The sequence below is a fragment of the Petrocella sp. genome (assembly GCF_059865615.1).
Genome location: NZ_JCBCDA010000102.1, coordinates 15,503 through 37,418 on the forward strand (window position 1 = coordinate 15,503; position 21,916 = coordinate 37,418).

The window sequence follows — 21,916 nt, forward strand, 5'->3', positions numbered from 1 at the left end:
AAAATGTCAAAAGAGATTAAAACCATTGGTGTGTTAACAAGTGGTGGCGATGCACCGGGGATGAATGCAGCAATAAGAGCCGTAGTTCGAACAGCATTAGCACGTGGGAAAAGAGTTATGGGTATTCGAAAAGGCTATCAAGGGCTTATTAATGGCGATATATTTGAAATGGATGCAAGAAGTGTGTCAGATACCATCCAAAGAGGTGGTACGATGTTATATACAGCGCGATGTGTTGAATTTTTAGAAGCGGAAGTACAACAAAGAGGCGCAGATATGTGTAAGGTTTTTGGTATAGACGGGTTAGTTGTTATCGGCGGCGACGGTTCATTCAAAGGTGCCGGTAAATTAGCAAATCTAGGTATTAATACAATAGGAATTCCAGGTACCATTGATCTTGATATTGATTGTACAGACTACACCATCGGTTTTGATACGGCAGTTAACACAGCAATGGAAGCCATTGATCGACTTAGAGATACATCGACTTCACATGAGCGTTGTTCTGTTGTAGAAGTTATGGGTCGGGATGCCGGTTACATTGCTCTATGGTGTGGTATTGTAAATGGTGCGGAATATGTATTTCTACCGGAAGTTGAGAATATAAAAGAAGAAGAATTGATTGAAAAGATATTGATGAACCGTAAAAAGGGTAAGCGTCACAACTTGATTATTATGTCAGAGGGTGTTGGTGGTTCGGATGATTTGGCTAAAAGGATTGAAGCGGCTACGGGTATTGAGACCAGGGCGACGATTTTAGGCCATTTACAAAGAGGTGGAAGCCCAACAGCAGTTGATCGTATGCATGCTTCAATGATGGGTGCATATGCAGTTGATTTGTTATGTAAAGGTGAGAGTAATCGCGTAGTTGGTTTTAAAAATAATATCTATGTTGATTTTGATATTGAAGAAGCGCTAGCAATGCAAAAAGATATTAGTAGTAGGCAATATGAGGTTAGTCAGATGTTGGAGACCAGATAAAAGAATGACTTTATGCAGTGAGTCCCATGAAAACCCTTCAGTAAAATTTAATTTAGCAGTAAGTGTTTATTTTTATCTAGTCCAAATCAAATCAAAGGAAAGGTTAGAGGAATGAATACTTGCTGTTTTTTATACATTATTTTATGTTATAATTAATCTTGTGCTAATGGCTATTAGTAGAGGAGTAGGTGATGGTGTGTTATGTTCTCAGTGTAAAGCAGAAATTAAAGATAATGAGGCTGTTTGTCCTACTTGTGGGCATAGAAAGCCTAATATGGAAGATGTGGATTTGATTATCAACAGCCTTATAGAAGAAGATATTCTGGGAGCTACTGATGATATAGAAAGTGATGATGGTGATCTGGAAAAGAAGCGTCGTGTTGGAAAAGCTAAGAAAGAAAAAACAGAGGGTAAAATGATTCAAGGGATTCGGTATATGATCTTTGTATCGATCATTATGTTTATAATAGCCCTGTTTACCCATTGGTTTACCGTATCCGGTACAACTGTTGATTATGGTTTTGTCAACAATCCATATACTCAGAGATATTTTCAAGAAACAGAGGATGCATCTTATATTGAGTTTTCGGGATATGACTTGTTTAATTATAGTAGATCTGTTTTGGATGATCATAGTAGGATTATGAACTCGGACGGTGATTTATCCACTTCAATACAATCCATTTTACATATGTATATCATGTTGGCGATGGCTATATTAATGGTAACAAGCCTTGTTGCCTGTTGCGTAGCATTCTTGTACAGAAAATATGTAGGAATTGCTATAATCAGAAATCTGGCGATTGTGAATCTGGTTATAATAGGCCTGAATTATTTATTCATAAATATTACCTTTATCAGTGCTATTGCCATTAGAGCTAAATCCGTTATCAATCAACAGAAAGTTTTTGGTACTTTACATTTAACTTTCAACGGTATATCTCATGATCAATATTTTTATACATATAAAGTGACTGAAAATGTAGGGTTTTATGGTACAATTATAGTATTAGGCATATGGTTAACGCTCTCAATCATACTATATGAAATGAAAAATAGTGAAAAAATAAGAGCCATTGAAAATGGTGAAATAGAAGAAAGATGATAAGGAGGTTTGATTTTGAAGTTATTTGTAAATGATTATGAAATTACTGACGATAAGAAAAAGCTTCAATTGGATATAATTCATGAGCTGTTGGTAGGTACATACTGGGCCAAAGACCGCTCCATTCAAGTCATAGAAAAGAGTGTGGCCAACTCCATATGTTATGGTGTTTATTTGGAGGATAAAATGGTAGGCTTTGGTAGAGTTGTTACGGACTATGCTACCATGTATTGGGTTGCGGATATTGTCATTGATGAAGCCCACAGGGGCAAAGGTCTGGGTAAGGCTCTGATGAATTGTATTGAAGAAAATGAGGATATAAAGGGCTTAATGGGCATACTGGCAACACGAGATGCTCATGGATTATATCAGAAATATGGCTTCATGCAAGATCCGGAGAAGTTTATGAAAAAACCTAGGCTAGAATAGCAATTAAGAATACAGGATTGACTTTTTATAGAGACATAGGTATAGTTAGACAAAGAATATATAAAATCATATAGCATGGAAGTCGGTTAAAGGCCGACACAGCCACCGCTACTGTAATGACGACTGAAACACTGGCCATAAAGGCGAATCACTGATGAAAATCGGGAAGATGTGTGGAGGGTTGATGTCTAAGTCAGGATACTTGCTTTATGATTTGTTGATTCCAAATTTCGTGTGGAAATAATGGGACTTTTATTTTACCTTTCTTTAAAAGTGCTCATTGGAAGGAGTAAGATGGCAAAAAATATCATGTTTCAGGGAACAGGTTCAACAGTAGGGAAAAGTGTGATTACAGCAGCCCTTTGTCGTATACTTAATGATGAAGGCTATGCGGTTGCTCCATTTAAATCACAAAATATGGCTCTAAATGCCTACGTTACAAGAGAAGGTAAAGAAATGGGCAGGGCACAGGTGGTCCAAGCAGAGGCAGCTAGAATAGAACCACATGTAAGCATGAATCCAATATTATTAAAGCCAACCAGTGATATGGGTAGTCAGGTCATTGTTAATGGCAAAGTGTATATGAACTTATCTGCATCGGATTATTATACCCACAAAGAAGTGCTGATGACAGAAGTGAAAAAAGCATATAAAGCATTGGATGAGGCTTATGAAATCATCGTCATTGAAGGCGCCGGTAGCCCTGCTGAAATCAATCTTAGAAAAAATGATATTGTAAATATGGGCTTGGCAGAGGAAATTGATACACCGGTTATCTTGATTGGAGATATTGATAAAGGTGGTGTTTTTGCCTCAATATACGGCACCTATATGCTACTATCATCATCAGAACAAAAAAGAATAAAAGGCTATATTATCAATAAATTCCGAGGCGATGTAAGATTATTAGAACCGGGTATAGAAATGTTTTATGAACGTTTACCGATTCCCTGTCTTGGCGTAATTCCTTTTGAGCGTATAGATGTGGATGATGAAGACAGTGTGACGGAGCGTTTTTTTAGCCGAAATACTTCTCCAATACAGATTGGTGTCGTACGATTACCTTATTTGTCAAACTTCACTGATTTTACACCCTTTGAATTGGAAGCGGATGTGGGTGTTCAATATATCTCGACTCAAGAAGATTTTGAGAAATCGGATATTATTATTTTACCGGGAAGTAAAAGCACCATAAAAGACCTTGAATATATTAAGCGTCTTGGTATGGAGCAATGGATTAAGGAAGCCCATAGTAAGGGCAAAATCATTATAGGTATTTGTGGTGGTTACCAAATGCTAGGACAAGAGATTAAAGATCCCTTACATTTGGAAACAAATAATGACTATATAGATGGTCTTGGACTTTTAGAGATGACAACAACTATGATGCAGGAAAAAACAACGGTTCAGTCGGAGGGTGAAGTTGTAAACAACCCCAAGGGTATAAATGGTAAAAACCATAAAGTAAAAGGTTATGAAATACATATGGGGGTATCAAGCTACTCAGATCGAATGCAACCTTTTCTAAAGCTGAACAATCGACTAGATGGTTGCATGAATGCAACAGGTACTGTATGTGGCACTTATTTACATGGTCTTTTTGATATGGATGGTTTTCGACATGATTTGTTGACAGCTATTAGAAAAGAGAAAGCAATGGAACAACAGGACCTTATGAACTTTGCTCAGTTAAAAGAAGAAGGCTATGATCATATTGCAAAAATGGTTAAACAAAATATTGATATGGATCAAATCAAGGCGATTGTAGGTATAAAATGAACTTAGTATATGTATTGTTGACGGTTACATTTTTGGACTATCTAATAGGTGATCCACCAAATTGGCCTCACCCAATTATATACATTGGAAAATTAATCTCATGGCTTGAAAAGCAATTAAGAAAGTATGGATTGGCAACAAAGTTTGGTGGGTTTATTCTTTTCATAGTAACGGTATTAATTACATTTAGTACCTTGACATTTATTCTGAATATATCCGGTAAAGCCGGTAAAGTGGTTGAAGGCATCGTTCTTATATATTTTTTGACATCAGCACTAGCGGCTACTTGCTTAAAAAAAGAAGTGATGAAAGTGGCTTACGCCTTAAAACACAGTACGATTGAAGAGAGTCGCGTAACCCTTTCATATTTAGTTGGTAGAGAAACGAAAACACTGACGCATGAAGCGATTATAAAAGCTACCGTAGAAACAACGGCAGAAAATACTATTGACGGAGTTATTGCCCCACTTTTTTATATGGTTATAGGTTTAATCTTAGATTGTCCTGTACAGACGGTATTTCTATACAAAACCATAAATACCTTAGACTCGATGGTTGGGTACATACAAGAACCTTATACACAGATTGGGTATGTCTCGGCAAAAATGGATGATTTAGTTAATCTAATACCGGCAAGACTTGGGAGTCTTTTGATGCTACTTTCCGGATTTTTTCTTAGACTGGATGTGCAACAAGGTCTAAAAATATGGAAACGAGATTGTAGAAAACACAAAAGCCCCAATGCCGGGCATCCGGAATCTGTCGTTGCAGGTTTGTTGGGTATTCGTCTTGGTGGGACACATACCTATTTTTCTCAAGTTCTAGAGAAACCTACAATTGGTGATTCGACCAGAAAAATAGAGATACATGACATTAAGAACACCGTTCAAATCATGTATGCTTCTGAGTTCATGCTTCTGGTATTATGTTGTGGTTTATTGTTATTAATAAGTTAGGAGACAAAATGTTAAAACATGGTGGTTATACAAAAGATATCTTAGATTTTAGTGTCAATGTGAATCCTTGTATTACTCAAGCCTTACTCATGCCTTATATCAAAAGGGCAGTGGGTGAGATTGGACGATATCCGGATATTCAAGGCAATGCACTTGTAGAAAAAATAGCCGAGATAGAAAGCATTTCAGCTGATCATATCATTGTAGGAAATGGTGCTAGTGACTGCCTGTATACATGTGCTAGAACCCTTAAACCTCAGTCAGTGCTTATTATTGAACCGACTTTTACAGAGTATAGACGCGCCTTTGAAGTAGCAGGTAGCCACGTTCATTCTTTGAGTATAAACCTATTGGATCAACAAGAAAAAACAGAAGAAATACTAATACAGCAGATTCGAAAAATTAAAGCGGATATGGTCATAATATGTAATCCAAACAATCCGACGGGTGCGCTATACAAAGAGGCATTTATAGAACAAATCATAAAAATTCAAGTTGCACACAAAGGTTTTGTGCTTTTGGACGCTTCTTTTAGACAATTCGAGGGATTACCGACTTATTTTGATGAAAAACGTTGGAACTTAATCGTACTTATGTCTTTAACAAAATACTACGGTGTTCCTGGACTGCGTTGTGGTTATTTGATGGCGACCAAGTCCGTAATCATAGCCATGAAGGCGGAACAAGTACCGTGGTCGGTCAATGGTCTGGTACTTGATATCATGCCTAAGCTCATAGAGGATAAGACGCTAATTGAGGCAACACAAGAATGGTATCCAGTTGAAAAAAATAAACTGGAAAAAGCACTGATACACTTATCCTTTCTTGAGCCTATGAAAAGTCGGACCAACTTTATTTGCTGTAAGTTATCAAAGGGCTCAGGTCATGTTTTAAACCAATGGTTGTTGAATCAAATATCACCTATGGCCATACGGACTTGCGAAGACTTTGTAGGTATGGGGGATGAATTTATACGTATTGGTATCAAGGATGCCCTTAGCAATGACAGACTCATTGAGGCCCTAAAATGCTATGAGGAGGAAGTCTATGGGTAAGATTATTATGGTAATCGGAGGGGTGCGAAGTGGGAAATCCGGTTTCGCAGAAAAAAAAGTTCAAGAAATAGGTAAGAAGATTGGATATATGGCGACAGCGGTTATTACTGATGAGGATATGGCAAAGCGCATTGAACACCATAAAGCTTCAAGGCCGAAGACGTGGCCAACTTTTGAGAGGTATAAAGCCTTTGAAGTATTAAAAAAAGATGAAACATTTTTGGCTTGTGATACCTTGATATTTGATTGTGTTACCACAGCAGTGACAAGCATTATGCTGGATGAGCCGGTTAACTATGATAAGGATAGTCAAGAAGTCATGGATAAGGTTGAAGCGCAGGTGAAAAAGGAGTTAGCCGCCTTACTAGATATGGTGAGAGTAACCGGACAGAATCTAGTGCTTGTGACTAATGAAGTGGGTCTTGGTATTGTGCCGGCGTATCGTCTGGGTAGTGTTTTCAGAGATATTGCAGGCAGAATGAACCAATATCTAGCCAGCAGGGCAGATGAAGTCTATTTTATTGTATCAGGCTTGCCTATGACACTAAAACACAGTTTATGATGTTGTGAGGATCAATGATGAAATCCTTTATTATGATGTTAACTTATATAACCAGAATACCTTATCCGGTCAAGTTAGAATATAATGAACAGACATTTGCTAAAGGCTTATTCGCGATGCCAATTATTGGCATCTTTATTGGAATGGTGATGGCTGGAGTTATGTGGATTATGAAAGAGACGTTGCCTCAAGTGAAAGCGTTTTTGATTATACTCATTTACCTTATTATGGTGGGGGGGCTTCACTTAGATGGCTTGGCGGACTATATGGATGGCATTTTTAGTGGAAGAACCAAGGTTAGGATTCTGGAGATTATGGGTGATAGTCATATTGGTAGCTTTGGCGTTGTTGGTCTGTGCCTGTATTTTTTGGGGATATATACAGGGTTACAATATAGCAGTTGGCAAGCCGTTTTGTTAGCACCTGTAGTAGCTAGAACGATGTCGGTATGGGTAATCGGTTTTGGAACATACGCGAAAGAAGAAGGTATGGGTAAGGGGTTAATAGATTATGGTAGACCTTGGCATGGTTTAAGTATGTTTATTATATTGACAGCAGTAATATTCTTTTGGCAACCCATTCTTATAAAATCCGTTTTTATGGTACTTTTTGGAACAATTTTATTTCTAAGATGGACAACTAAGAAGATTGGTGGTATTACTGGTGATGTTATTGGAGCTGTGATTGAAAGTACGCAAGTCTTTTGGTTGTTAACCATTATTATATTTGGAGGTTAAGTTATGCGTTTGATATTTTTGCGACATCCTGAAACAACAGCAAATGAGCAAAATCTAATCTATGGGAAAACAGATTATCCTTATACAAAAAGGGGACAGAAACAATTTGATGAAGCCTTAGTTAATATTGAGCGATTTGGATTTGATAAGATTTTGACCAGTCCCCTTAGACGGGCCCATGAATTAGCAAGTGCAATAGCTTCAAAAACAAGTAAAGAACTCATTGTACATGAAGCATTGGAAGAAATGAATTTTGGTATATTTGAAGGTTTAACAGAGGAAGAAGCAAAGCTTAAGCATCCGGGTATTCATAGGGATTTTGTAGATTGTTTTGAGACGACTTTATTTCCGGAAGGTGAGAGCTTTGATATATTCAAGAAACGTGTTGAAAGTTTTCTAAATGACTATAAGCAATCAGAGACGGATTGGTTGGTTGTTAGCCACGGAGGTTTTATTCGAACGGCATTAGAATATTTACTTAACAACAAGTCTGGTTCTTCTTGGTTTTTAGAAATAGGTAACTGTTCTATTATTGAGATTCACGTTAATGAAGGGAAACCATCCATAATAAAAAACATATTGAATCCTTAGGGGAAAAGGAGATTGTTTATGAAAATAACAACGAAGGAATTGGTAACAACAGGATTGATGATTGCTATGGCAGCTGTACTGGCACAATTTCCAATTTATGGTAGTATTGCTTTTGACGCTTTACCGGCTTTTTTGACAGCGGTTATGATGGGCCCGGTACTTGGTGGCCTGGTGGGATTTATTGCCCACTTACTGGTAGCGATGTTCACAGGATTCCCATTTTCCTTACCCCTTCATTTGCTTATTGCAGTCTTGATGTTTGTAAGTTGCTTTATTTATGGTAAAGTTCGTAAAAGTCACAATAGGTACTTAGCCATGGCTTTAGGTATTGTTATGAATGGACCGGTATCACTCGCTCTTATTTCAATATTTGCTAAGATTCTGGGTATGCCATTCTCAGGTAGGATGATGTTTTCGGCCTTACTTTTGCCTCTACTGGTAGGTGCAATGGTCAACATCCTTGTAGCAGATCTTGTCTATGGAGTCATCAAAGAAAAAATAAAAATAAGGGTATGAGGTTAAATGAAGAACTATAGAGATATTCAACTCATTGAAAAGGATGACAAAAACTTCATAGCCATCGCGTGTGATGTATCAGGCAGTATTGGTGAAAAACCAAACGATCTTATTCAGGTTAGTAATGAAATAGCGGGGTATTATGCAGCTGCGGTTCCTTTGATTGAAATGCTCAGTATTCGTGGAACACCTATGAGTGTGGTCAATACCTTATCTGTTGAGATGAACCCATCTGGTAAGGCCATTATAAAGGGCATAAAAAGGGCATTGAAAGAAATCGGTGTGGATGAAGGGTGTTTGACCGGCTCCACAGAAGATAATATAGTAACCAGTATGACCGGTATTGGTGTAACGATTATTGGGGAAGTTGAGAAGAAGGCCATACGTGACAAATTGCCTATGCGAGGACAACAAGTCTATCTGGTGGGATTACCGAAGATGGGGCAACAGTTTATTGAAGAGGAAATAGAAGGTCAATACGGGGAGGTCATCACCCTGGACTGGGTAAAAAAGATTAGTAAATACCCACAAATCGGACATATGTTACCTGTAGGTTCCAAAGGCATTCGATATGAAGTTGAGACCTTGGCAAAGACCAATGGATTAGGCTGTATGATAAAATCCAATCTGGACATTAACCTAGATGCTTCAGCCGGACCGGCAACATGTATGTTGGTTTGTATTTATAGCAGAGATGAGATGTTTATGACCATGCAAACCAAGCAGCCGATTAAGCAAATTGGTTTGTTGCTATAATTTGGATATTTTAACCATAAAGATAATGAAGTAGAACGGAGAAAATATGAAAGCGAAAATATCAACAAATGTAATAACAATTATTCTAATAATGATAACGCTTATGTTTTTGGTGGTAGCATGTGCCAAAGAGGATGTAGTAACAGAAGAGAAAACGCTTATAGTAAGCGATGTTAATAATGAGATATACCCAATGACCCTAGTAGACAAATTTGGTAATTCTGTGGTTATTGAAAAGGCACCGAGTACTTTGATGTCCCTTTCACCGGAAATTACAGAAATAATATTTGCATTAAATGCTGGTGATCTTATGATTGGTCGTTCGACCTATTGTGATTTCCCAGAAGAAACAGAAGAGATTCAAGATTTTGGTACGCTTTTTGACTTGAATGTGGAAAGCATCGTAGAAGCGAACCCGGATGTTCTTTTCTTATCATCCATGGCATCTGAGGATTTGGCTTCGAATCTTAAGAATCAAGGCATCACAGTTATAATCCTTGACAAAGACAGTACGCTTGAGGGTACTTATGAATATTATCAAATAATAGGTCAGATTATTAATAGAAGTGAAGAAGCCAAATTATTAGAAGAAAAAGTCGGGGCACAAATCGAAGGGGTCAAAGTGGCGGTCGAAGGCTTAGTACCACCAACGGTTTATTATGTTGTACATGCTGCAGAAGGGGTAGATACAACCGCTACAGGAGAAACTTTTATTCATGATATGATAACCCTTGCAGGGGGGGAGAATATTGCTAAGGATGGAAGCGATTGGATGTACAGTCTTGAAAAAATCGTTGAAAAGAATCCTTACTTCATGCTATGCTCCAAATATTGGGATACCAAAGCTAGTATACAAAAGCTTGAAGGGTATAAAGAACTGGATGCTATAAAAGAAGACCGTTTGTATGAGGTCGATGAGAATATGATTGTAAGACAAGGACCAAGGATTGGAGATGCCATTGAAGTTATGGCACGTATATTCCATCCTGAAGCATTTTAGATTAGATGAAGCGGGGTAGCATATGACAAAATCAATGACAAAAATGAATTTCATATTTGCTATGGCCCTATTGCTTCTTACCATAGTTGCTGCTGCTACCATGGGGAGTGCCAACATATCCCTTAAGGATTTTATAGGGACCTTTTTTAGTAAATTACCTATTGTTGGTTCTTATTTTGAAACAACTGGGAGTTATGAAACCATTATCTTTAACCTAAGGTTACCGAGAATTATATTGGCGCTTCTGGCTGGCATGGGTCTTTCAGTAACCGGTTGTGTTTTTCAAGGTGTATTCTCTAACCCTATGGCAGAACCTTACTTATTAGGTGTTTCTTCAGGCGCTGCATTTGGTGCTACCCTTGCAGCGGTCATGGAGATACAAATGCGTTTTTTGTCCTTTACGACGGTTTCCCTCTTTGCCTTTGTTGGAGCCATAACCGTTATGTTCCTGATTTATAAGTTGGCGGTAGTAAGAGGCGAGTTGCCGGTTTCTGTGTTGCTTTTATCCGGATTAGCGGTGAATTACTTTTTAAGTGCTCTTATTACGCTCATAATGACGTTTAATCAAGAACAAGTAGAATCCGTATATTTTTGGACCTTAGGCAGCTTTAAAAATGCTTCATGGGATAAGGTGTTTCTTGTATTCCTGGTTGTTGGTATAAGTATTATGTATATCATTAAGCACAGTGGTGAATTGGATATGATTATGATGGGAGATGAACAGGCAAAATCAGTTGGTGTAGAGGTTGATAAGCTTAAAAAACGACTTCTAATTGTAAGCTCCTTAGTTGCCGCTGTAATTGTAGCCTCCAGTGGTATTATTGGATTCGTGGGCTTAATCATTCCTCATGGTGTAAGGTTGATTACCGGACCTAGCCATAGGAAACTAATGCCCATGTCGGCTATAAGTGGCGGCATATTCTTAATTATTTGTGATACCATTGCAAGAGTAACGTTAAACAACAAAGAACTTTCTGTAGGGATCATAACCGCCTTGTGTGGTGTGCCTTTCTTCTTATGGCTTCTTTACAAACATCGAAAGTTGGTGAGCTGATGGGCTATGAAATACCTTTACAGGTAAAAAACTTAAGCTTTGCCTATGACAGGCAAGAAGTATTGCATCAGGTTGAAGGTGATTTCTATCAAGGTACATTTTATGGTATTGCCGGTCCTAACGGCTCTGGAAAATCCACATGGCTGAAGCTTATGGCGGGTCTAAACAGTTGTCCACACAACCGTATTCATATTTTTGGGCAAGATATCTATAAGATGCCAAGAATGACCTTGGCAAAAAAAATCAGTTTTGTGCCTCAAATGTTTAACATGAAGTATGCTTTTACGGTTGAAGAAGTCATCATGATGGGTCGATATCCGTATACAAACAGGATGACCAACATTACAAAAAAAGATTACGACATGGTGGAAACCACACTTATGGAGACGAATCTGATGCCTTTAAGAAGCAGGCATGTTAATGAACTGAGTGGCGGTGAGCTTCAACGGGTGGTTATTGCAAGAGCCATTGCTCAAGACACGGATATTATTCTACTAGATGAACCTATTTCTCATCTAGATATTCATTATCAATATGAGATTATAGCTTTATTGAAAGAAATCTGCAGAAAGCAGAATAAAATAGTGATATCCGTTCTCCATGATTTGAATATTACCATGAACCATTGCGACCATATTTTTCTAATGAAAGAGGGTCGGATTATTAAGCAAGGGGAACCTCTTGAAATACTAACGGAAGAGAATATAGATGAGGTGTATAACTTGAAAGTGAATATGCTGATTAATAATGATAAGAAATGGATTACTTGGTAGAAGAGGTTTGTGTAATTTATAATTAAGAGACTAAGGCAGGCACTTGAGTGTTTGTCTTTTTTAAGTAATTGTTAAATGGACTGTGTTCAAGGTTGTTCTCTTAGTTATTGATTGAGGTAATAATCGTAGATGTAACACACAGCTTTTCCTTGCCTTACACTTCGTACGGTCAGCGGAAAAGCTGTGTATCACATCTACTCGGTAATAAGTCGTCATTTCGTCAATAAAAAGCACTGTTCAATCATCCTTCCTTTTTTACATCCTGTAAAAATGAAGGACGTTCTACATCCATGTAGAACTGTGATTGATTAGCGCTTTTTCTTTCCTCATTCGGTTCCGCATGTGCGTCATTTCATTAGGCTTAAATTTATATTCTCTTATGATGCTCTAAAGTAGCCAGAAATGCTATAATAAACCAACATCGACCATGAAGTTCCAGGAGTGGTGTTAGCTTCAAGGCTCATAAGAAAGTAACCACAAGCATCATGACAGTCTTTAAGACATGATGCGTAAATGAAAACTTTCTTATGAAATTTGCAAGTCTACATGGATACAGACCGCCGACTGTTCCTACACGGATGTAGGAACAAGAGGCCGTTGAAGCTAATCCACGGATGGGTTTTCATGGGACCCAGTTTATAATAAATTATACCAGATGATGTTCCTTCTCATACTTAAGAATCTTATCTTCTTTTAGTAAAGTGAGTCCGATATCATCAAGGCCATTTAATAACTTATGTTTGTGGAAAGGATCAATATCAAACTGAATTTCTAAGCCGTCGTTGTCTTTGATGGTTTGTGCTTCAAGATCCACTTCTAATTTATAGCCTTCCTTTGCATAGGTTTTTTCAAATAGAACATCCATAATACTGTTATCCAGTTCTATGGGAAGAATACCATTATTAAAACAATTATTGTGAAAAATATCTGCATAACTAGGAGCGATGATGACTTTGAAACCGTAGTCTTCAAGGGCCCACGGTGCATGCTCTCTTGAAGAACCGCAACCGAAGTTGGCTCTGGATATTAAGACGGATGCGCCTTCATATCTTGGCATATTAAAGATAGAATCTTCAATGGGTTGATTATTTTCATCGTATCTAAACTCATAAAATACATATTGCCCAAAACCGCTGCGCTCTATGCGTTTTAGGAATTGCTTGGGGATGATAGCATCCGTGTCTATATTGGTTCGATCGATTGGCATGACAATGCCATTAATTTTTTTATAAGGTTCCATGATGATACCTCCTTAAGCTTCTAATGCTTCGATTTTTCTGACATCAACAAAGTGACCATAAATTGCTGCAGCGGTGGCCATAGCAGGGGAGACCAAATGGGTTCGACCACCTCTGCCTTGTCGGCCTTCAAAATTACGGTTAGAGGTTGAAGCACAACGTTCTTTTGGTTGTAGGTAATCCGGGTTCATGGCTAAACACATGCTACATCCGGATTCACGCCATTCAAAACCAGCTTCTACAAAAATCTTGTCAAGACCTTCGGCCTCAGCTGCAAGCTTAACTTTTTGTGACCCGGGAACCACAAGTGCCGTAACACCATCAGCTACTTTGCGACCTTTGGCTACTTTGGCAGCTGCACGAAGGTCTTCTATACGTCCATTTGTACAGGAACCAATGAAAGCGTAATCGATTTTAATATCCGACATTGGTATACCGGAGGTAAGGCCCATGTACTCAAGGGCGTTTTCACAAGATTTTTGATCATCTGCGGACTCGAAATCACTAGGTGATGGAACCACATCATTAATACTGGCACCCATTGAAGGACTTGTACCCCAAGTAACTTGAGGCTCCAAAACATTCAAATCAAATTCTAAAGTCGCATCGTATACCGCATCATCATCTGAAGCCAAAGCGCGCCAAGTAACTACAGCATCTTCAAAAGCGTCTCCTTTAGGTGCATGTTGACGTCCTTTTAAATAATTGAAAGTTGTATCATCAGGTGAGATGAGACCTGCTCTGGCACCGGCTTCAATGGCCATATTACAGATGGTCATACGTTCTTCCATGGTCATCTGTAATATCGCTTCACCTGTGAATTCAACAACATGACCGGTGCCAAAATCTGTACCATATTGGCTGATGATGCCAAGAATAACGTCTTTCGCTGTTACCCCGTATCCAAGACGACCAAGTATTTTGACATTCATGGTCTTGGATTTGGATTGTTGTAAACACTGCGTCGATAAGACATGTTCCACTTCACTTGTACCGATACCAAAAGCTAAGGCACCGAAAGCACCGTGAGTAGCTGTATGGCTGTCACCACAAACGATGGTTTTTCCCGGATGGGTTAAACCCAGTTCAGGCCCGATAACATGAACGATGCCTTGATCAGGGCTGTCGAGTCCATATAAAGTTACGCCAAATTCGGCACAATTTTTTTCCAATGTTTCGATTTGTACTTTTGATATTGGATCTGTAATGTTATATCGATCCTTTGTCGGAACATTGTGGTCCATGGTTGCAAATGATAGGCTTGGTTTTCGGACCTGACGGTTGGAAAGTCTTAAACCTTCAAAAGCCTGAGGTGAAGTCACCTCATGTAATAAGTGAAGATCGATGTATAATATTCCCGGTTTGCCAGTTTCTTGGTCCACAAGGTGGTTGGCCCAAATTTTTTCATAAATAGTTTTGCCTGACATAGTGATCATCCTTTCATCTATTGTAATGCCTTTAAATACAAGACGTTTACATTTTATACTATCCATTGTATACTTTTAATAGATATAAATAAAATAACTATTATTGATAGGTTACATAACCATAAGTTATGGAGGTGCTATAATGACAGTGGAATTATATCATGTGTTTTATCAGGTTGCAGAATATGAAAGTATTTCTAAGGCGGCAAAGGCTTTATTTGTATCTCAACCGGCTATTAGTAAATCTATACGGAACTTAGAGGCGGATTTAGGCGTCTTATTATTTATAAGACATGCTAAAGGAGTTACCTTAACGAAAGAGGGACAGCTTCTATATGATCATGTTGCCACAGCTTTCCGCCAAATACATGAAGGAGAAAAACTCTTACATCAGCTTAGAGATAAGTCTTTTGGCGCTATTAGAATTGGCATCAGCAATACTTTATGTAAGTACTATTTCATGCCTTTTCTAAATAGGTTTCATCAAGTATATCCTAAGCTTAAAATCGAGATTGTCAATAGAACCAGCCTTGAAACGATGAAGCTTTTGGAGGAGGGTTTTTTGGACTGTGCCATAATCAGTGATTTAGAAGCAGATCAGGATTTTAAGTATATTGAATTAATGAAGATTCAAGATATCTTTGTATCCAGACAGCGTCCACCAAAAGAAGTTATAGCCCTAAAAGAGTTGGAAAAACATCCTATGTTACTATTAGAGCGTAATAATGCTACTAGGGATCACTTAGAGCGTTTTCTTGAACGTCATCACATAACCTTGAATGTAGATATTGAAATCAGCAGCATGGAGTTTCTTGTCGAGTTTGCAAAGATTGGCCTAGGTGTGGCTTCAGTTATAGGGAATTTCGTATCAGAGGACCTTAAGAATAAGAATATATATGAATGGCCTGTAGTCCCTATGATTCCTCAAAGAAGTATTGGATTGCTTTACAACAAAAAACGTGGTGTCTCTATCGCGTGTACTACTTTCATAGAATTCATGAAGACGGATAATGGTATTTAATTCTTGTATTTCTATACGAACAGAATAAGAAAGTGTATAATATAGTTTAGGTAAATAGGGTTAAGCTATCAAAACTATATATTGGATGTGAATTTAGTAAAATTTAGTTTTGACTCTTTAACCAAATATAGATATATTAAAGAATGGGTTAAAGTAAGGAGTATAAAATGGGTATAAAAAAATGGATCAGAGAAAATAAAATTGGGTTAGTTACCGGATTGGTTGCAGTTCTAATGATAGGTGGGGTTGCCTATTGGTTTGTCTATGGGAGAAAACCAGTGGAAGAACCTCTTTCAATAGATGAGCAGATAACGGACAACTATCGTATCGATGCTATGGAAGTTAAAGCTCTTGAAGTCACAGATCAAGGTGTGTCTACAAATAGTCCTTTTGAGATTCAAGTAAAAGGTATAGTTAATACGGACACCTTAAAGCGTGTCCTTAAAGTAAAACCAGATAAGGCCTATACGATTTCTATGAAAAATGAGAAAGATTTAAAATTTGAATTAACTTTTGATGCGCCACTAGATGCCGGTGAAATCGTCAGTGTGGTATACGACCAAGGTGAGATGCCTTTTGGTTTTGCTTTTCAAACCCAAAAAATATTAGCTGTAAGTGCTGTATATCCAGCAGAGGATAAAGAATATGTACCGACCAATACACTTATAGAAATATATTTTTCGAAAAACATTGAGGCATCAATTGGTGATTATATAAATTTAACACCTCAGGCAGAAGGTCGCGTGGAGGTTTTTAATAATGTGTATAGGTTTATACCAAAAGAGAATCTTCAGCCCAACACAGTATATACCTTAACCATAGAAGAGGGTTATGTTTATAAAGATGAGACCTTAGATGGTTTTGAAACAAGGTTTACGACGGATTATAGTTATTATTCGAATCAGCAACTGATCTATTTTCAGAATAAGGACCTTATTTATCTAAATCCAAATGGCGTTCAGAGCTTTAGAGCCTATAGTGATCTGTATAATGAAGGCGAATCCATATCCATAAAGGTATACCCAATCAAAAAAGATATGACAGCAATAATGTTAAATGGGATGGTCCCCAAAGAAGCACAAACCTATTTAGATGCTAATGAGGAAGTATCAGAGTCCCCAAAAATGATTAAGGGTAGATATAATATTTATGACTACTATCAAGGTTACGTTACTTTGGATGAGAATCTAAGTAAAGGTTACTATTATCTACTTTTTGAAAAAGGTGATAAGATTGGTGGCACTTTGCTTCAAGTGACAGAATTCAATGGCTATCTGATGGCAGATAACGACCAACTTCTAGTATGGCTTCAAAGCACAGGAGACAATGTACTTGAAAGTGTCGTTTCAATAGATGACACGCCTATTGGTTCAACGAATGCGGCTGGACTTAGTGTTATGCCTTATAAAACACCTCAAAATACCTTTAAGATGGTAAAAATAAATACAAAAGAAGTACAACCTCTATTGATGCCTTTACGAACAGGGACTTATGAGAAACAGTTTTTTGAGGATTATTGGTATTATGCATATACAGACAGAGCCGTTTATTTACCAACAGACCTAGTTTATTTATCAGGATTTGTTCAACATAAAAATGGTAAAGCGACTCAATCCGTTACGATTAAAAGGGTAATAGGTGACAAGATTTTAGAAGAAAAAACAGTAGCACTCTCAAAGAACGGGGACTATATAACTTCTTTTGAGTTTGATGATTATTATGGTTATGGTTTCGATCTTCAGGTTTTTATTGGTGAAGAGAAGCTAACAACAGTATATGTTGGCATAAGCCAATTTGAAAAGCCAACGGTAACAATGAAGGGGAATACGGATAAAGATATTATGATGATGGGTGACGAAATCGTAGTAAGTGGAGAAGTGATGTATTATGAAGGTACACCATATACAAATCCGGAAATTATTTTGGAGAGTGACTGGAATATTATTCTAAGAGAAGGTCTAAAAAGCGTTCAGTTTGAAGGTTCTGAAAATGGACATTTTGAGAAGGTCTTTATACCTTATTTGGATACAACGACATGGTATCCTGAGATGGTTCATCTTTATGCTCGGCTGGATACCATAGACAACTATTATGACACGATACCTATTTCTTTTATCATGCTTCCAAGAGACATGATGACCATTCTAGAACTTGAAAAAGTAAGCGATGCTGGATTTGAGATGACCTATAGAGCCCATGAAATCGACATTTCAAAACACGATCCTGAAATATTTGACGGCTCAAATCTTAAAGGAAATCCTATTGGCGATGTGAACGTAGAAGTGACAGTTAAAGAAATCTATTATGAAAAAGTATTTGTAGGTCAGTCTTACGATGAAGTAATGAAAGTGACCTATGACCGATTTAATTATAAACGTATTGAGAATATTGTTTTGAAAAATACGATGGTAACAGATGCTCAAGGTGTCATGAGTCTTAATTTTGATCGGGTGGTTGAAGGTCGTGACTATATCGTCGAAACAGTATCCTATGATGGCAAAGGACGTGTTATTAAAGACACAGGTTATTATGGTGGGGATATATATTATAGAGATGCTTTGGCATATCATCAATATGCTTATTTGGACAGTGATCAGTATGCCTATGGTATTGATGAAGAAGCTCATATTTTTGTAAATACAGAGGATGGGAGATTACAAGGGGGTAATCAGGATCAAATGCTTTTCATAGTGGTTAAAGAAGGTATCTATGAAACCTATTTGTCAGATACCCCGTCATATACATTAAAATTCAAAGAGGATATGATACCAACGGTATATGTTCAAGGGGTCTATTTTGATGGTCAGTATATGCATGCTGGCTATAATTTTAGAAAATATTTGCAGTTTGATACGGATGAAAGAAAAGCCGTGATTGACATAGAGTTTGAGCAGTCTGATTATAAACCGGGGGACACAGTTCACGGGGTTATTACAATGAAAGACAAGGATGGAAAGCCTTTAGAAGGTTACTATAATATAAGTGTGGTAGATGAAGCTTATTTTGCCCTTTACGAAGATCATAAAGATCCAAGAAGTGAACTCTACCAATGGCATTACAATACGGCCATACTAGGTGAGACGGTTGCCACATCAAAGTTTATTGAGGCAACTTATGGCGCAGAAGGCGGTGAAGGTGGTGACGGAAGTATACGATCTGATTTCAAAAATACAGCATACTTCAATAACGGCACAACTGATGAGAAGGGAGAAGCAAATATTTCTTTCAAAGTACCAGATAATCTCACAAAATGGCGAGTGACGGTTAGTGGAATCACTCAAGATCTGTATGTAGGGGTTTCAAAAGAGAATCTAAATGTAACACTACCCTACGTTGTAACCGCGTTATTTGCAGATAATTTCTTAGAACAGGATGAACTAGGCTTAACCCTGAGGTCCACATCAAGAAACGTACCAAGGGATACAGAGGTCGATTATAAGGTGGATATTAAAAGCAAAGAAGGGTTTGATTGGACCTATGAAGGAAAAGGCGTCTTGAATGATTTCATGTATGTGCCTGTTGGTTCACTTCCACTAAATACATTGATATCGGGGAAATATACAGTGACGATTGAAGGATCTGTACCAGGATATAAAGATCGTATGTCTAAGATCATACAAATCCATAAGAGTAGCCAAAGACTGCCTTTGAACCATAAAGAACAAGTAAAAGAAAACACCATTATAAAACATAATAATCAGATGGTTCAAATCAGTATGATGAACCCACTTGCGAGAGAACGTTATGAGATGTTATCAAAATGGTTCTACAATCATGTGGAGGCTCTTGAATACAAAGCAACTGGGTATATGGCTTATCTAGAAATGAAAAAGCTAGGGTTTGAAGTCAGCCATCTTACATGGTTAAGTCAAAAACCATATTATTACTTTCCGGAAAACAATCTCTATAATTCGACCCATTCAAGTGACGGTAGTGTTATAACAACAGTTGATCTATTGCAAATGGGATGGGGAGATGTCATAGAAAATAGCGAAGTAGAAAGACTGAAGCTTGGCTTATATCAAAAAGCTATGAGCGATAAGACGAGCTATGTCGAATCCATGGCAGCTCTATATGGACTTGCCTTACTGGGAGAACCGATGTTAGAGGATATACGTGTAGCACTAGGTCTATCAACGTATAAGGAAGAGCCTTTAGCAGTGCTTTATGGTATAAAAGCTTTAGCTTATTATGGTGCGTATCAGGAAGTGATACAAGCATTATCTGAGCATTTTCCATCAAGTAATCAAATGATTGGAATTGACTATATTGAGACTGAAGATCCAAATCAAAACAAAAAAAACGCTTTGCTGATGGCCATATATGTCGATCTAAATCAAGAAAAAATGGCTGGTTCTATTCATAATAGGATTCAAGATTTGGAAGTAAAAGGCTATATAACTGCCAGTGAGTGCTTTTATTATACAACCCACCTTCCTACCAACTTACTTGAAAGTGTAGTAGAGGTTAGTATTAATAAACAGAAAGAAATCATAAGATTGGGGTATGATGATGTGTGGCATCGTACCTTAACAGCAAATGAAGCCATGGAGACGATATTCCTACCAATTAGTGGTGAGACGACCATGATTACAAGCTATATTGGATCACATCAAGACATTGAAGCTAATAATGACTTAGAAGTGGAAACCCACATCATTGCAAAAGAAGGTAGTATAAGCGTGGGTGATTTGATAACTGTTGAGCATAAGGTTAAGGTTCATAAACCCATTACTAACTTTGAGGTTATGGATGTTTTACCTGCTGGTTTGGTATTTGTTGGTAATGTAGCAATTACTTCAAATGAAGTTAATATGTTGGTATATAATAACAATGAAGGGCGATCAGCACAATTTTACACATATGCCTATCAACATAATACGGATAAACTAAATGATTATGAATTTGTGCTTACCTATCAAGCTCGAGCCATTACTATTGGCAATTATGGATATGAGCCTATTGTGATTTTTGATACAAAAAACCAAAGCTACACTAAAGGAGAAGGAATAAAAGTTGAAATCATTCAATAGATTTTTCATTTGGGTGGTAGTATTTTTTTTAACAGGTCTATTAGCAAGTTGTACGCCCGATGTCAACAAGGAAGAGGAGACTATCAATTACGATATAGATGCTCGGGCATTTATTGATAAAAAACAGATAGGCAAAAACGTTGCTGAATATCTTGAACCTATTTATGGTGGGCTTGTACCTCATCACAATGTAGCCCATAGCATGATTAGTGATTTCTACAAAACACTTAAGAAAGATGTTGAACTAATTATACTTATTGGGCCTAACCATGGAGGTAAAGGTCCAAGGTATCAAGTTGTGGGATCTTCTTATATGACCCATTATGGTTTGGTCATCCCTTCGCCATTATATGGAGAATTATTGAACCATAGAGACGTTATGAAAGCAGATGATGTCATACTCAGAGGTGAACATAGTGTCGGTATCCATATGAATTATATAAGAGCTAATTATGAAGATACGCCGGTTTTAACCTTATTGGTTCATGAGACCGGAGGGATTCATGGCGTGGACAGTTTTGGAAAAAACATAAGGGATCTTATTGGGGATAGAAATGTAGTTGTTATTGGGTCAGTAGATTTTTCCCATGATTTATCTCTAGAAATAGCAAAGCAAAAAGATCAAATAACCAAAGAAGTTATTAGAAATAAAAGCTATAAGAGACTCTTTACCTTAAATAACGATTATATTGATTCTCCAACAACGGCCTATTTGACGATTATGCTTCTGAAAGAATTGGGATTTGATCATCAATTATTATTGAATGAAGGAAATGCGGCCCTTATTTTGAATCGTCCTAACATGGAAGCAACAACCAGCTATTTTGTTTATGGTTATGGTAAAAGTACATCGATACAATCGGATTGAAGTAGATTATGGCTCTTTATGGCATAATTATACGG

The 21,916-nt window shown here is 37.5% G+C and carries 19 protein-coding genes and 1 riboswitch; of the genes, 17 read left to right on the forward strand and 2 right to left on the reverse strand.

Annotated elements, in window-relative coordinates; translation table 11 throughout:
• The first annotated feature begins 3 nt into the window (after positions 1 to 3).
• From pfkA to AC6F8J_RS10845, 14 genes are all read left to right on the forward strand, one after another.
• The gene (pfkA, locus tag AC6F8J_RS10780) at positions 4 to 981 is read left to right on the forward strand and encodes a 6-phosphofructokinase (RefSeq protein WP_500723292.1); all 978 of its coding nucleotides are present in this window, start codon (positions 4 to 6) and stop codon (positions 979 to 981) included.
• A 166-nt stretch (positions 982 to 1,147) separates the two neighbouring features.
• Positions 1,148 to 2,086, forward strand: a complete 939-nt coding sequence (locus tag AC6F8J_RS10785; RefSeq protein ID WP_500723294.1) for an SUR7/PalI family protein — start codon at positions 1,148 to 1,150, stop codon at positions 2,084 to 2,086.
• A gap of 15 nt (positions 2,087 to 2,101) precedes the next feature.
• A complete protein-coding gene (locus AC6F8J_RS10790; RefSeq protein WP_500723295.1) occupies positions 2,102 to 2,515 on the forward strand; it encodes a GNAT family N-acetyltransferase in 414 nt (137 codons plus the stop codon).
• Positions 2,516 to 2,535: 20 nt separating this feature from the next.
• Positions 2,536 to 2,739, forward strand: a riboswitch (cobalamin riboswitch).
• Between the two features lie 70 nt (positions 2,740 to 2,809).
• Entirely contained in the window at positions 2,810 to 4,294 is a 1,485-nt protein-coding gene (locus AC6F8J_RS10795; RefSeq protein ID WP_500723297.1) for a cobyric acid synthase, read from the forward strand.
• Positions 4,291 to 5,250 (forward strand): adenosylcobinamide-phosphate synthase CbiB, encoded by a 960-nt coding sequence (gene cbiB / locus AC6F8J_RS10800; RefSeq protein WP_500723299.1) that lies wholly within the window; start codon positions 4,291 to 4,293, stop codon positions 5,248 to 5,250. Before AC6F8J_RS10795 ends, cbiB begins: the two co-directional genes overlap by 4 nt.
• Before the next feature lie 8 nt (positions 5,251 to 5,258).
• Positions 5,259 to 6,305 (forward strand): aminotransferase class I/II-fold pyridoxal phosphate-dependent enzyme, encoded by a 1,047-nt coding sequence (locus AC6F8J_RS10805; protein ID WP_500723301.1) that lies wholly within the window; start codon positions 5,259 to 5,261, stop codon positions 6,303 to 6,305.
• The gene (gene cobU / locus AC6F8J_RS10810) at positions 6,298 to 6,867 is read left to right on the forward strand and encodes a bifunctional adenosylcobinamide kinase/adenosylcobinamide-phosphate guanylyltransferase (protein ID WP_500723302.1); all 570 of its coding nucleotides are present in this window, start codon (positions 6,298 to 6,300) and stop codon (positions 6,865 to 6,867) included. Before AC6F8J_RS10805 ends, cobU begins: the two co-directional genes overlap by 8 nt.
• A gap of 17 nt (positions 6,868 to 6,884) precedes the next feature.
• A complete protein-coding gene (gene cobS, locus AC6F8J_RS10815; protein ID WP_500723304.1) occupies positions 6,885 to 7,604 on the forward strand; it encodes an adenosylcobinamide-GDP ribazoletransferase in 720 nt (239 codons plus the stop codon).
• Positions 7,605 to 7,607: 3 nt separating this feature from the next.
• On the forward strand, positions 7,608 to 8,195 hold the full coding sequence (locus AC6F8J_RS10820) for a histidine phosphatase family protein (protein WP_500723306.1): 588 nt from the start codon (positions 7,608 to 7,610) through the stop codon (positions 8,193 to 8,195).
• A gap of 18 nt (positions 8,196 to 8,213) precedes the next feature.
• Positions 8,214 to 8,711, forward strand: coding sequence for an ECF transporter S component (locus tag AC6F8J_RS10825; RefSeq protein ID WP_500723307.1), 498 nt, complete (start codon positions 8,214 to 8,216; stop codon positions 8,709 to 8,711).
• A gap of 6 nt (positions 8,712 to 8,717) precedes the next feature.
• Positions 8,718 to 9,467 (forward strand): hypothetical protein, encoded by a 750-nt coding sequence (locus tag AC6F8J_RS10830; RefSeq protein ID WP_500723309.1) that lies wholly within the window; start codon positions 8,718 to 8,720, stop codon positions 9,465 to 9,467.
• Between the two features lie 46 nt (positions 9,468 to 9,513).
• Positions 9,514 to 10,467: an ABC transporter substrate-binding protein gene (locus AC6F8J_RS10835; RefSeq protein WP_500723311.1), complete on the forward strand. Its 954-nt coding sequence runs from the start codon at positions 9,514 to 9,516 to the stop codon at positions 10,465 to 10,467.
• A gap of 43 nt (positions 10,468 to 10,510) precedes the next feature.
• The gene (locus tag AC6F8J_RS10840) at positions 10,511 to 11,521 is read left to right on the forward strand and encodes an iron chelate uptake ABC transporter family permease subunit (protein ID WP_500723313.1); all 1,011 of its coding nucleotides are present in this window, start codon (positions 10,511 to 10,513) and stop codon (positions 11,519 to 11,521) included.
• Positions 11,485 to 12,294 carry an ATP-binding cassette domain-containing protein gene (locus AC6F8J_RS10845; RefSeq protein WP_500723315.1) on the forward strand — a complete coding sequence of 270 codons (810 nt, stop codon included), beginning with the start codon at positions 11,485 to 11,487 and terminating at the stop codon, positions 12,292 to 12,294. Before AC6F8J_RS10840 ends, AC6F8J_RS10845 begins: the two co-directional genes overlap by 37 nt.
• Positions 12,295 to 12,940: 646 nt before the next feature.
• Here AC6F8J_RS10845 and leuD read toward each other — a convergent pair.
• The gene (gene leuD, locus AC6F8J_RS10850) at positions 12,941 to 13,534 is read right to left on the reverse strand and encodes a 3-isopropylmalate dehydratase small subunit (protein ID WP_275841573.1); all 594 of its coding nucleotides are present in this window, start codon (positions 13,532 to 13,534) and stop codon (positions 12,941 to 12,943) included.
• Positions 13,535 to 13,546: 12 nt separating this feature from the next.
• Positions 13,547 to 15,025 (reverse strand): 3-isopropylmalate dehydratase large subunit, encoded by a 1,479-nt coding sequence (gene leuC, locus AC6F8J_RS10855; protein ID WP_500723317.1) that lies wholly within the window; start codon positions 15,023 to 15,025, stop codon positions 13,547 to 13,549.
• 76 nt (positions 15,026 to 15,101) lie between these two features.
• Between leuC and AC6F8J_RS10860 the strand changes: the two genes are divergently transcribed.
• The 3 genes from AC6F8J_RS10860 to amrB all read left to right on the forward strand — a co-directional run bounded on the left by AC6F8J_RS10860 (position 15,102) and on the right by amrB (position 21,881).
• Entirely contained in the window at positions 15,102 to 15,980 is an 879-nt protein-coding gene (locus AC6F8J_RS10860) for a LysR substrate-binding domain-containing protein (protein ID WP_500723319.1), read from the forward strand.
• A gap of 167 nt (positions 15,981 to 16,147) precedes the next feature.
• Positions 16,148 to 21,013: an Ig-like domain-containing protein gene (locus AC6F8J_RS10865; protein ID WP_500723321.1), complete on the forward strand. Its 4,866-nt coding sequence runs from the start codon at positions 16,148 to 16,150 to the stop codon at positions 21,011 to 21,013.
• The gene (gene amrB / locus AC6F8J_RS10870) at positions 20,997 to 21,881 is read left to right on the forward strand and encodes an AmmeMemoRadiSam system protein B (protein ID WP_500723323.1); all 885 of its coding nucleotides are present in this window, start codon (positions 20,997 to 20,999) and stop codon (positions 21,879 to 21,881) included. The genes AC6F8J_RS10865 and amrB overlap by 17 nt, the downstream gene beginning before the upstream one ends.
• Positions 21,882 to 21,916: the final 35 nt, after the last annotated feature.

Coding starts and splice junctions, on each gene's coding strand:
- AC6F8J_RS10785 (WP_500723294.1), top strand. CDS start 1,148: ATGGCTATTAGTAGAGGAGTAGGTGATGGTGTGTTATGTTCTCAGTGT.
- AC6F8J_RS10865 (WP_500723321.1), top strand. CDS start 16,148: ATGGGTATAAAAAAATGGATCAGAGAAAATAAAATTGGGTTAGTTACC.
- leuC (WP_500723317.1), bottom strand. CDS start 15,025: ATGGATAGTATAAAATGTAAACGTCTTGTATTTAAAGGCATTACAATA.
- cbiB (WP_500723299.1), top strand. CDS start 4,291: ATGAACTTAGTATATGTATTGTTGACGGTTACATTTTTGGACTATCTA.
- AC6F8J_RS10825 (WP_500723307.1), top strand. CDS start 8,214: ATGAAAATAACAACGAAGGAATTGGTAACAACAGGATTGATGATTGCT.
- pfkA (WP_500723292.1), top strand. CDS start 4: ATGTCAAAAGAGATTAAAACCATTGGTGTGTTAACAAGTGGTGGCGAT.
- AC6F8J_RS10805 (WP_500723301.1), top strand. CDS start 5,259: ATGTTAAAACATGGTGGTTATACAAAAGATATCTTAGATTTTAGTGTC.
- AC6F8J_RS10845 (WP_500723315.1), top strand. CDS start 11,485: ATGGCTTCTTTACAAACATCGAAAGTTGGTGAGCTGATGGGCTATGAA.
- AC6F8J_RS10795 (WP_500723297.1), top strand. CDS start 2,810: ATGGCAAAAAATATCATGTTTCAGGGAACAGGTTCAACAGTAGGGAAA.
- AC6F8J_RS10835 (WP_500723311.1), top strand. CDS start 9,514: ATGAAAGCGAAAATATCAACAAATGTAATAACAATTATTCTAATAATG.
- AC6F8J_RS10860 (WP_500723319.1), top strand. CDS start 15,102: ATGACAGTGGAATTATATCATGTGTTTTATCAGGTTGCAGAATATGAA.
- AC6F8J_RS10820 (WP_500723306.1), top strand. CDS start 7,608: ATGCGTTTGATATTTTTGCGACATCCTGAAACAACAGCAAATGAGCAA.
- leuD (WP_275841573.1), bottom strand. CDS start 13,534: ATGGAACCTTATAAAAAAATTAATGGCATTGTCATGCCAATCGATCGA.
- AC6F8J_RS10840 (WP_500723313.1), top strand. CDS start 10,511: ATGAATTTCATATTTGCTATGGCCCTATTGCTTCTTACCATAGTTGCT.
- cobU (WP_500723302.1), top strand. CDS start 6,298: ATGGGTAAGATTATTATGGTAATCGGAGGGGTGCGAAGTGGGAAATCC.
- AC6F8J_RS10830 (WP_500723309.1), top strand. CDS start 8,718: ATGAAGAACTATAGAGATATTCAACTCATTGAAAAGGATGACAAAAAC.
- cobS (WP_500723304.1), top strand. CDS start 6,885: ATGAAATCCTTTATTATGATGTTAACTTATATAACCAGAATACCTTAT.